The organism is Polaromonas sp. (genome assembly GCF_018780625.1).
Lineage (GTDB): Bacteria > Pseudomonadota > Gammaproteobacteria > Burkholderiales > Burkholderiaceae_C > Polaromonas.
This window is the reverse complement of record NZ_JADMJK010000242.1, coordinates 1-7,218: the sequence shown is the minus strand read 5'-3', so window position 1 is coordinate 7,218 and position 7,218 is coordinate 1. Positions and strand designations below refer to the sequence as shown.

Sequence of the window (7,218 nt, the reverse complement as noted above, 5' to 3'; positions counted from 1 at the left end):
AGGCTTGCCGCAAGGCCAAGGTCTGGGGCGTTTTTTCACTGACCGGCGAGCGCCACGAAGAGCACCCGAACAAGGCGCCCTACAACACGCTGATCCTGATGAATGACCAGGGCGAGATCGTGCAGAAGTACCGCAAGATCATGCCCTGGACGCCGATTGAAGGCTGGTATCCGGGCGACCGCACCTACATGACGGAGGGCCCCAAGGGCCTGAAGATCAGCCTCATCATTTGCGATGACGGCAACTACCCCGAGATCTGGCGCGATTGCGCCATGAAGGGCGCCGAGCTGATCGTGCGCTGCCAGGGCTATATGTACCCGGCCAAGGAGCAGCAGGTGATGGTGGCCAAGGCCATGGCCTGGATGAACAACGTGTATGTGGCCGTGGCCAATGCCGCCGGCTTTGACGGCGTGTACTCGTATTTCGGGCATTCCGCCATCGTCGGATTTGACGGCCGCACACTGGGTGAGTGCGGCGAGGAAGAAATGGGGATCCAGTACGCCGAACTGTCCATGGGCCTGATCCGCGACACGCGCAAGAACGGCCAGTCGCAAAACCATTTGTTCAAGTTGCTGCATCGCGGCTACACCGGCACCATCAACTCGGGCGAGGATGCCGGCGGCGTGGCGGACTGTCCCCTTGACTTTTACAAGACCTGGGTCAATGACCCGCAAAAAGCGCGCGCCATGGTGGAGGCCATCACCCGCACGACGCCGGGCACGCCCGAATGTCCAATAGAAGGCATTCCGAACGGCGCCTGAAAACCAGCCGCCCCCACGCGTCAGCGCCCCGGCAAACCGGGGGTGCCACCACTGCGCCAGCCCTCGGCGGTACGCTTATTGCTTGAGTCTTGCATGCCTAACTGCAAGCTCAAGCGCGCATGACCCAGCCGACCCAACCGACACCGCCCACACAGAAAATCTTCCGTATCCGGCGCGACTACAACACCTGGGTCGCCAACGAGACGATGGAGGATTTCTCGCTGCGCTTCACACCGCGCGGGCGGCGCCATTGGTCCGAATTCCGTGTGGCCAATACCGCGCTGGGCGCGGTCTCGTTCCTTGCGCTGGAGGCCATAGGCGCCGCCATGGCCCTGAACTACGGTTTCACCAACACGTTCTGGGCCATCCTGATGGTGGGCCTGCTGATATTCCTGACCGCGCTGCCCATCAGCTACTACGCTGCCAAACACGCGATAGACATGGACTTGCTGACGCGCGGCGCGGGCTTTGGCTACCTGGGCTCGACGATTACCTCGCTGATCTACGCCAGCTTCACCTTCATCTTCTTTGCGCTGGAGGCGGCCATCATGGCTTCGGCGTTGCAGCTGTACTTCACCGACTGGTCGCTGACCGTCTGTTACCTGCTGTCTTCGCTGATCATCATTCCATTCGTCACCTACGGCATCACCTTCATCAGCCGGCTTCAGCTCTGGACCCAGCCCTTGTGGCTGTTGCTGCTGCTCTCCCCTTACCTGGCCATCCTGATCAAGGACCCGTCGGTGTTCTTGCAGGTTCGCAGCCTGTCGGGCTACGCCTCGGGCGACAGCGGCTTTAACTGGCTCATGTTCGGCTCCGCGGCCACCATGGCCTTTGCGCTGGTGGTGCAGGTCGGCGAGCAGGTCGATTTCCTGCGCTTCCTGCCCGAAAAAACGCCTGGCAACCGCAGGCGCTGGTGGTTTTCGGTGCTGGCGGCCGGCCCGGGCTGGATCGTGCCCGGCGTGTGCAAGATGATGGGCGGAGTGCTGCTGGCCTATCTGGTGCTGCAGGCCCAATTGCCGGTTGAAAAAGCGCTGGACCCCACGCAGATGTACCTCGCCGGTTTCAGCTACGTCTTTACCCATCCGGCCATCGCCATTCTGGCCACCGTCCTGTTTGTCGTGGTCTCGCAGGTCAAGATCAATGTGACCAATGCCTATGCAGGCTCGCTCGCCTGGTCCAATTTCTTCGCGCGCCTGACGCACAGCCACCCGGGCCGCGTGGTCTGGCTGGTGTTCAATGTGGGCATTGCCATTTTGCTGCTGACGCTGGGCGTCTTCAAGGCACTGGAGCAGGTGCTGGGCTTGTATGCCAATCTCGCTACCGCGTGGGTCGGCGCGCTGGTGGCCGATCTCGTCATCAACAAGCCACTGGGTCTGTCGCCCAAGGGGATTGAATTCAAGCGCGCCCACCTGTATGACATCAATCCGGTGGGCGTCGGTGCAACGCTGCTGGCAAGCCTGAGCGGGATCTTCTGCTACACCGGCGGCCTGGGACCCTGGGCGCAATCCTTCTCGCCCATGATTGCGCTGGCTGTGGCCCTGCTGGCCTCGCCCCTGCTGGCCTGGACGACCGGTGGACGCTTTTATATCGCCCGCAAAAGCCCCCGCTTGTGGCAGCCTGGCCAATTGGTGCCATGCACGGTGTGTGAGAACCGTTTTGAATCCGAGGACATGGCTTTTTGCCCGGCCTATGGCGAGGCGATCTGTTCCCTGTGCTGCACGCTGGAGTCACGCTGCCATGACCGCTGCAAGACCCGCTCGCGCTCCACAGAGCAACTGCAGGACCTGCTTGGCAAGCTGCTGCCAGGTGCGCTGTCATCCCGCATCAATTTTCGCGTCACCCACTACCTGGTGGTGCTGTGCGCGCTGGCGGTGTTGCTCACCGCCGTCATGGGCCTGGTCTATTACCAGGAAGCCGTTGCCTCCGCACTGGAGCCGGCGCAGCGCGCCACCGTGTGGCTGGCCTTCCAGAAAACGTACACGCTGCTCTTGCTGGTGCTGGCCGTGGGGTCCTGGTGGATCGTGCTGGGCGTGGAAAGCCGCCAGGTGGCCCAGGAAGAATCCAACCACCAGAACCAGTTGCTGCTGCGTGAAATCAAGGCGCATGAGCAAACCGACGCAGCCCTGCAGCAGGCCAAGGAGGCCGCTGAGGCCGCCAATCAGGCGAAGACCCGCTACGTCACGGGCGTCAGCCATGAATTTCGCACGCCGCTCAACAGCATCCTGGGATATTCGCAGGTGCTGCTGCGCAACGACAAGGCCACGGGTGAATTTCGGCGCCAGGTCACGACGATCCAGCGCAGCGGCCAGCATCTGGCCAGCCTGATCGACGGCATGCTCGACCTGGCACGCATCGAGGCCGGTCGCATGCAGATTGACAACGCGGCCATTTCCTTTCGCGATTTTCTGGATGACGTGGTCAAGATGGTGGAGCCGCAAGCCGTGGCCAAGGGCCTGGTTTTCACGTTCGATGCGCCGCGGCCTCTGCCCGCCTACATCCACACCGACGCCAAGCGACTGCGGCAAATCCTGCTCAATCTGCTGGCCAACGCCATTAAATTTACCGAGCACGGCAGCGTCACGCTGCGCGTGCAGCACCGCATGGAGGTGGCGCGCTTTGAGGTGATTGACACCGGCGTCGGCATTGACAGCCACGATCACGCGCGCATTTTCCTGCCCTTCGAGCGCAGCAGCTCGGGCCGGCGAACCCAGGAGCCCGGCACCGGACTGGGCCTGACCATTACCCAATTGCTGACAGAGCTCATGGGCGGCGAGATCTCGATGGAGAGCACGATTGGCCAGGGAAGCAATTTCAGGGTTCGGATGTACCTGCGCGAGCTGACTGCGCTGGACAAGCATGCGGTGAAAGACCACCGCCGCATCATCGGCTATGAAGGCCCGCAGCGCCGCATCCTGCTGGTGGACGACCAGGCGAGCCAGCGCCAGTTGCTGGCCGCGTTGCTGGTCCCGCTCGGGTTTGCACTCAGCGAAGCCGCCAGCGGGCTTGAATGTCTTGAGGCCGTTCGCAACGAGATCCCCGATGCGGTGCTGCTGGACGTGAACATGGACGGCATGGATGGCTGGGAAACCTGCCAGCGCCTGCGCGCCCAAGGCCTGGCCACACTGCCGGTCATCATGGTTTCAGCCAACGTCTTTTATGAGCCGCTGCAACGCAAACAAAGCGGTTGCAATGCGTTTGTCAGCAAGCCGGTGTCGGAGTCCGAGTTGCTGGGCCAGCTCCAGACGCACCTGTTCCTGACCTGGACCTACGAGACCGCGCTTGAATCGCCGGACGCTTCCGTAGAGGCCCGGCCAGCAGTGCCGGCGCAGCGCTCGCTCAGCAACGAAGCCGTGGCCGAACTGACCTGGCTGGTTCGCATCGGGGACATCTCGTCCCTACGCCGCAGCATTGACCGCATGGGGGCGGACAAGGGCGCGACGCCGGCGGAATGCACCTATTTGCGGGCCTTGCTGGACCGTGTTGATCTGGAGGAATTTTCAAGATGGCTACGACAGGAATAACCCCCGCGCCGGCCGATGGCACCAGTGTGCGCACGGCGCCGCAACTCGTCGTACAGGTGATAGACGACGCACCCGACACGCTCGGCTTTCTGATCGACGCACTGGAGTCCGCAGGCTATTCGGTGCTGGTGGCACGCAGCGGCGAAGCCGCGCTTGAAACCTTGCAGTGGGTCACGCCCGACGCGATTTTGCTCGATGCCATGATGCCCGGGCTCGATGGATTCGAGACCTGCCGGCGCATCAAGCTGCTGCCTGAACGTGTCCATATTCCGGTCATCTTCATGACCGCCCTGTCGGAAACCGCGCACATCGTCACGGCCTTCGACAGGGGCGGCGTGGACTATGTGGTCAAGCCCGTCAAGATCGATGAAGTCCTGGCGCGCCTGTCAGCCCACATGCGCAACGCCCGGGTATCACGGCTGGCAAGGCAAGCCGTTGACGTGGCCGGCCTGGGTGTGCTGATGCTGGACGCGCATTGCCGCGTCGCCTGGCAATCGCCCAAAGCCGCCGCCTGGCTAAATGAATTTGTAGTGCCAGGCGCTACCGTCGACCTTTTCAGGACCCTCGCGAGCCAGTTCGAGAGCTCGGGTTGCACCACCTGGCCGCTCGGACAACGCGGCGGCGAAGAACTGGTGATGCACTGGATCGGCAGCAGCGGTCTGGGCGAATCCATGACCTTGCTGCAGTTGCGTCCGGTCGCCGCGTCCCGCGTACGCAGCGCCGACCTCACGCGGCGCGAAGCCGAAGTCCTGTCCTGGCTGGCCAAGGGAAAAACCAACCGCGATATTGCAGACATTCTGGGCATGAGCCCGCGCACGGTGAACAAGCACCTGGAGCATGTGTACGCCAAGCTCGGCGTGGAAACGCGCACCTCGGCTGCAGCAGTGCTGTCACGTGAACTCGATCACTCCACCTTTTGACTTTTTGACTTTCCGGGGCGACGGCCAGCCCATGAATGGCACGGCACCCACTGATGACCGGGCATGGCCGGGCATGGCCGGGAACCTTGCCTGCGCGACAGATTACTTCAAGCCCATGCAACTCGCGTAATAAGTGACGGTGGCGGGCCAGTCGGAAAAAATGCCCCTCACGCCCACGTCCCTGGCCAGCACATCGACGGCCAGCAGCGTGTCGCTCTCGCGCTGGATCGCCTGGTTCACGGTCTGGTAATACCAGCCGCCCTTGCCGGTGGCCAGCAGGCCGGAGCGCTCCAGGCTCCAGGCGATGATGCCCAGGCCCGCCTGTTTGGCATTTTTGGCGTAGGCAGAGGCGGCCAGTTTGCCGTCTTTCACGTCCAGCAGCGCAAAAATCGGCGGCGCGACAATCTGGATGCCTTCCTGTTTGTAGCGCTGGAGTTCTTCCAGGCCGGGCAGGTCAGCGACCTTCTCGACGTCATCGAGGAACACGGCCTGCTTGCCAAAGGCGGGCTCGTGTTTGATCCAGTACAGCACGTCGTTCTTGTCAAACGACTGGGCAAACACCTGGCTGGCGGGGACGTTCGCGGCCTTGTACTCGTCGACCATTTTCTGGGCGTACTGGGCCTGGCTGAAGCCCTCGAACGGCATGGCCACGCTGGCGGCCTTGAGCTCCGGCGTCATCTTGACGCCCAGCTTCTTGAACAGGGCAATGCTTTCCTGGTGCGTCATCAAGGTGCCGCTGGTCGGGCCGCTGTACAGGTCGGTGCGCCATTTGGCCGTGCCGTCCATGAACTCCTGCGCGGTCGTGGCCTTGGGGTTGAAGGCGTCCATCTTGCCGCGCAGCATCTTGAACTCGGCCAGCGTGATGTCGCTGGCGCGGCATTCGGCGCTGGCGGGCGTGTTTTTCACGGCATCAAACGGGGTGAAAGGCTGGGTGCATTTGGCCGCCAGCGGCGTGGCCAGGATGTTGGTGGTGGTGTGCAGGTCGTTTTGCGCGTGACGGCAGACCAGTTGCTTGTCTTTGGTGAACGTCACGTCGCATTCCACAATGCCTGCGCCCATGCGGGCGGCCGCCTCGTAGGACTCTTTGGTGTGTTCGGGAAACATCATCGCGGCGCCCCGGTGGCCAATCGAAAAATCGGTTTTCCTGAACGGGCCGTTGGCGCAGCTTTGCAGTCTGGCTTTGAGCGGGCTGTCAGCCATTTCGGCCACCAAAAAGAAAGGGCGTGGGCCGACCTGGATGTTGGTGATGGACGGCGGGCTCTGCGCCAGCACGGACAGGCTGCACGCCAGCAGCGCGGCCGCGACAAGGCGTTGGGTGAAACGGTGGCGCATGGAGGAGTCCTTTTGAAGCCGCAGGGTTGAAAAAGGCCATGCTAGACCCGCCCCGTGACAGCCCGGTGACTAGCCGCGCTGCCTGACCAAATCTGCCATCTGCGCCGCGGCGTCGCTGCCCTGCGCCATCAGGCCGGCCACCACGCCCTGCCGGTCTGCCGCCGGGCGGTTCTGGCTGACCTTCCATTTGCCGACCCAGCGCTGCACCGGGATCTCGATGCCGACGATGGCTTTGAGCATGCTGGCGAGGTAGTCGGCGGGCGCATCCTGCACCTGCCAGGGCTGGGCCTGGCCGGCCTCATGCACCTGCGTCAGGCGCGTCACCAGCGCCAGCAGCCGGGCAGGGTCGTCAAAGGCCTCGGGCACCCCATGGGCGTGCACGGTGGCGTAGTTCCAGGTCGGCACGGCCTTGCCGTGCGCCTGTTTGCTGGGATACCAGTTGGGCGACACATAGGCTTGCGGCCCGGTGAACACCGCCACCGATGCAGCAGACAGCGCCTGCCACACCGGATTGGCGCGGGCCACATGGCCCATCAGCGTGCCATGCTCGCCGCGCCGGGCGTCGAGCAAAAACGGGATGTGGTTGACCAGCAGCGCGCCCTGGTGCGGCACCACCCAGGTTGCCAGCGGGCAGGCGGCGACGAGCGCGTGCAGCGCGGCGGTGTCGGTCTCTTCAAAGTGGGG

The 7,218-nt window shown here is 63.3% G+C and carries 5 protein-coding genes; 3 read left to right on the top strand and 2 right to left on the bottom strand.

Annotation, left to right across the window (positions count from 1 at the left end):
• The 3 genes from IV091_RS17295 to IV091_RS17285 all read left to right on the top strand — a co-directional run.
• Positions 1-761 (top strand): aliphatic amidase (locus IV091_RS17295; RefSeq protein ID WP_293470536.1); only part of this gene is annotated, 761 nt, incomplete at its 5' end.
• A gap of 119 nt (positions 762-880) precedes the next feature.
• Positions 881-4,282 carry an ATP-binding protein gene (locus IV091_RS17290; RefSeq protein ID WP_293470534.1) on the top strand — a complete coding sequence of 1,134 codons (3,402 nt, stop codon included), beginning with the start codon at positions 881-883 and terminating at the stop codon, positions 4,280-4,282.
• Complete coding sequence (locus IV091_RS17285; protein ID WP_293470532.1) at positions 4,264-5,202, top strand: response regulator; 939 nt, start codon at positions 4,264-4,266, stop codon at positions 5,200-5,202. The genes IV091_RS17290 and IV091_RS17285 overlap by 19 nt, the downstream gene beginning before the upstream one ends.
• Positions 5,203-5,304: 102 nt before the next feature.
• Here IV091_RS17285 and IV091_RS17280 read toward each other — a convergent pair whose 3' ends face one another.
• The gene (locus IV091_RS17280) at positions 5,305-6,534 is read right to left on the bottom strand and encodes a glycerophosphodiester phosphodiesterase family protein (protein WP_293470530.1); all 1,230 of its coding nucleotides are present in this window, start codon (positions 6,532-6,534) and stop codon (positions 5,305-5,307) included.
• A gap of 69 nt (positions 6,535-6,603) precedes the next feature.
• A partial coding sequence (locus IV091_RS17275) for an FMN-binding negative transcriptional regulator (protein WP_293470528.1) occupies positions 6,604-7,218 on the bottom strand: 615 nt, incomplete at its 5' end.